This window comes from Arsukibacterium sp. MJ3 (genome assembly GCF_000987765.1).
Classification (GTDB): Bacteria; Pseudomonadota; Gammaproteobacteria; order Enterobacterales; family Alteromonadaceae; genus Alishewanella.
Map to the genome: position 1 here is coordinate 1 of NZ_LAHP01000194.1, position 416 is coordinate 416.

A 416-nucleotide genomic window follows, 5' to 3' on the forward strand; every position below is an offset into this window, starting at 1 on the left:
TGTGCTTCGTTGCGCTTAATTGTGCTTAGTTGTGCTTAGTTGTGCATGGTTTTACATAGTTCGGTACATGCTCAGCTTAGAAATCGCTACGATGGCGCCATATTAATCGCACACCAACACCAATAAGGTGTTCTGTGCCCGTTAAATCACGGCGAGTTTGCCGATAACCACCATGAAACATTACCCGCGGGTTTAGCGTTTGCTTAAACCCTAATGCAAAATACTCACCATCATTATTCAGAATGCCGTTATCCATGAATTCACCATAACTCAATGAATAGCTGCGCTGCCCCGCATTATAGGTGGTGCTGAGGAACAGAATGTCGGCATTTTCCAAACCAGTTCCACGGAATTCATACTCCGCAGCAAAGGTAAATTGATCTAGCGAAGTACGAGCACCAATCTTGGTGCCATCA

1 protein-coding gene is annotated in these 416 nt (G+C 45.0%); it reads right to left on the reverse strand.

Annotated features, from left to right (window positions below; all coding sequences use genetic code 11):
• Positions 1-76: 76 nt before the first annotated feature.
• The coding region (locus tag VT06_RS17465; protein ID WP_046555609.1) for a porin at positions 77-416 on the reverse strand (340 nt) is incomplete at its 5' end.